Source organism: Collimonas antrihumi, assembly GCF_018304965.1.
Taxonomy (GTDB): domain Bacteria; phylum Pseudomonadota; class Gammaproteobacteria; order Burkholderiales; family Burkholderiaceae_D; genus Collimonas; species Collimonas antrihumi.
Genome location: NZ_JAGQED010000055.1, coordinates 1 through 3,645, shown reverse-complemented (window position 1 = coordinate 3,645; position 3,645 = coordinate 1). Strand labels below are relative to the sequence as shown.

1 protein-coding gene and 1 pseudogene are annotated in these 3,645 nt (G+C 48.3%); one reads left to right on the top strand and one right to left on the bottom strand.

Going from position 1 to position 3,645, the window contains the following annotated elements; all coding sequences use genetic code 11:
* A pseudogene (locus KHU29_RS21890) lies at positions 1 to 391 on the bottom strand (pseudouridine synthase); the annotation flags it as partial.
* Between the two features lie 213 nt (positions 392 to 604).
* Between KHU29_RS21890 and KHU29_RS21885 the strand changes: the two are divergent.
* Positions 605 to 1,834, top strand: coding sequence for a PAAR domain-containing protein (locus KHU29_RS21885; protein WP_211455441.1), 1,230 nt, complete (start codon positions 605 to 607; stop codon positions 1,832 to 1,834).
* The last annotated feature ends 1,811 nt before the right edge of the window (positions 1,835 to 3,645 follow it).

Below are 3,645 nucleotides of genomic sequence, written 5' to 3'. Positions count from 1 at the left end.
ATTGCCCCTCAGGCAAATTCCCTAGTTTCACACCACCAATCCGCACCCGTTTCAACCCCAGCACCTTAAGCCCAACCATATCGCACATGCGGCGAATCTGGCGCTTTTTCCCTTCGCGCAAAGTAAAACTCAACTGATCCTCATTCTGCCATTTGACGATAGCCGGCTTGAGTTTCTTACCGTCCAGCGTCAGGCCATGATTAAGACGTCGCAACTCGGCGTCGGGCAGCTTGTCGCCCTTGGTATAGCGCACCCGCACCAGGTACTCCTTGTCGACGCTGGTTTCTTCTCCGATCAGATGCTTGGCGATGCGGCCATCCTGGGTCAGCACCAGCAAACCGACTGAATCGATATCGAGCCGGCCAGCCGGCACCAGGCTGCGCAGCTGGGTTTTGCGTTATACCACTCGCGTTGACGTCTCCGGTGGGCATCAGTTTTCTGGTTGGGGCGGAATATACGGGAGCCAGGTGCGATGCTCTGAAAAATAACAATTGGAACTTGCTTGCACAAAATCATGCGGTCTGCCATGATGATTTAATGATAACCAGTTGTGTATTAAATATTTTGTGTCTGAAGAATATTTTTTCAACGAAGGTAGGCGAGCATGGTATCAAGAGCAATTATTAGACAAGGTGATCCAACATCGCATGGCGGGACGGTGATTGAAGGTCATGCGACGACAACCATTGATGGCAAAGCTATTGCCGGCTTAGGACACATGACCTACTGCCCCGAATGCAAGGGTACTTTCCCGATTATTGATGGCGTGGCCAGTGACACGATTGATGGCATGCCAACGGCAGTGGAAGGGATGAAAACGGGCTGTGGTGCCTATTTGATCGCTACTCAGAACACTGACACAATTGATGTTGATCCTGGATATGGACGTGGTTCCTTGTCTGGCGGTTTATCGTCACTTGCTAACGCAGGTTCATCTGCTTCCAGTGCGGGACATGATTACGATGAACAAATTAAATTTATACGTGGCTCGGGAGTTGCGCTCGCCGGCATGGCTTATACATTGACACTTGATGATGGTAGCAAGGTTGTTGGAATAACTGATGCAGAAGGCAAGACGGACCGAGTGATGACTGCTCGACCGCGTGCGATCACCAGAGCAAATTTGCAGCCGGATGCGGTGTTCTGTTGCGCTCGACAGGCTGAAAATTCTGATGGCGGTGGCGAAGGTGGAATCGACGTTGCATTGAACGGCGTAAAAACCAATGCGGATAACTTGGGTTGGTCACTGAAAGAACATACCGTTGAGGAAGACGTTCGCCAACTGACGGCGGGTGAGATCGAGATGGCGAAAAAGATTTTTCGAGACTCTGTCGATTACTCCACGGTCAAGGTACATAACGGCGCATATATGGTAGGTGCTGGTGATAATGCCATGACTCCAAATGGAGAAATGTATTTTCCAAAGGACTATTACCAACCGGATTACTCAACTGGCGATGATTCTGATCGGATTTGGTTTATTCATGAAATGACCCATGTCTGGCAGTATCAGTTGGGGTATAGCGTGAAGTGGGCCGGTATCAAGATTCAAATCAAAGGTGGGTATCGGTACGCCCCTAGCCAAGTTGTGGCACGCGCCTACAAATATGACCCGATTGCTGACCGTGACAAGAGCCTGTCGGATTTTAATATGGAACAACAAGGGGATTTGGTTTCGCACTATTTCGATGCGGTATATCTCTCAGGCGAAGGATATGCACCTCACTGGCAACGCGTCCAACTTCTACCATTTTTGCAAGTCGTGCTTGCCAATTTTCTACAGAATCCATCGGATACTTCGCTGCTTCCGAAAACGACCCATTTCGAAGATTAAAGATATCTCACTACTACTCAATATGGTTTCGATTCAGTATTTTTTGTTTGTAATTGGCCTTGGCTTATCCGGTCAGTCTGGTGCAACTTCAAAGGGATATGATGCGCCAGCACAGGTAATTTTGAAGGATGGCATGCCTTGTTTTTTTGCAGCAATGACAGATGTTGACAAGCCCTCACAATACAAGTCGCTTGAGGTCAGGATCAACCGCGGGGAGAAGGTGTGGCATATCTACGACGACCGCGGCTTCGCATCGTTGCCATCCAGTGCGGAGCAATGTATCAAGTACGGAGAGAATTGGCCGACTGGAACGATATTGAGGGAGTCTATGCCTTTGGAATACGGAGTCCCGTATCGTGCCGATATTGGAACTAAATATCTTTATCGCGTTGCATTTTGCGTAAAACGAAGCACACGTGGTGAGTTATCGCTTACTCGGTGGGCTGCTGGCGGGAATTCCTGTACTGACGAACCCTTAAATGAGACAGGGACGTATTCAGTATGGCAGCGAATGTTTGGAAAGTGAAAAATGCGACCATTGCGAAAATAATCCATCTTAAAAATGCATTGCTGATATAAAAAAGAAACATTGAGCAGATTATATTTCTGACTTTGGCTTGTCGTTTGTTGTAAGTCTCGGTGAAATAACGGCAGTATTTGGCTGAGTTCCTTTTGGAAGATGGAAGATGGCAGAGATGGCCGAGATGAGCAGGAACGGGGTGCCCTATCTTGTCGATATTGAGGCCAATTCTCACTTTCGGGGAAAATTTTGTCTGAAAAAAAACGGCAGTGGTGAGCCGTTACTTACCCGGTGGAGCGAGGACGGCAATCATTGCACAGACGAGCCTTTAAATAACGCTGACAAGCCACAATGAGTCGGCATCAAGATTCAGAGCAAAGGTGGATGTGGGTACGCCCTCAGGCAACGAGTAACCCGCGCCGATAAATACAAGCACAGTAAGCACGTTGGACATATGAATTTATACTCGTTCGCTAACTATTGTTTTGAAGATGCGTTATCACTCCCTAAGACAACGGCCATTGAAAATTAGCTCTATCTTGATTTCGTTAGCCATGACGACTGATGTGATGGCACTATCTGGCCCTTTTGAGCTGTTGAGCATCCGGCACAAGTGACGTTGCAAGATGGTTTTCCGTGTTTTTTTGCGGATTTTGGCGAGGGCTCTTGGCCCGGCTACAATTTGACGGTAGTAATCAACAAGGGAACTGCGGCAGGGTTGATTTGGGCGGTGAGTGTTGCAGAATCCGCGGAGAAGCCGTCTACTCCGCAAAGCTGTGTCCAATATGGGCAAAGGAAAGAAGCCATCAAGACGGTCATAGCGGCGGCTCCGTTACATGACGGACTCCCATATTTAGCAATTATTCATCTGGGGGATCGTGCCCGATATGGCATTCCTTTCTGCATGGGCAAGGACGCTCAAGGTAGCCCGGCCCTTACAAGATGGAACGAAAATGGTGATGGATGCACAGCGGCGCCACTAAATGAGGTCGATAAGCCAACATTGTTATGGCGACTGTTTGGAAAATGAAAGACTCCGTTGCAAGAACAAGCATGCGTCGCTATTACTCGGCACAACTCGGATTCAGTATTTTTCTGTTCGTAACTGTATGATGCAGTAGTGATAGGTGAGAGGGAAAAATTCTTGCGGTGCCGAAGTCAATTCCCCCCCGTGCCAGAATAGATGTCGCCTCGATAGGAAATTAATCAACGGGGGCGCAAAGGAAATGAAGTGGCAAGATACAGTGAAGCATTTAAGAACAGAGCAGTAGCCAGATTGTTACCACCTGAG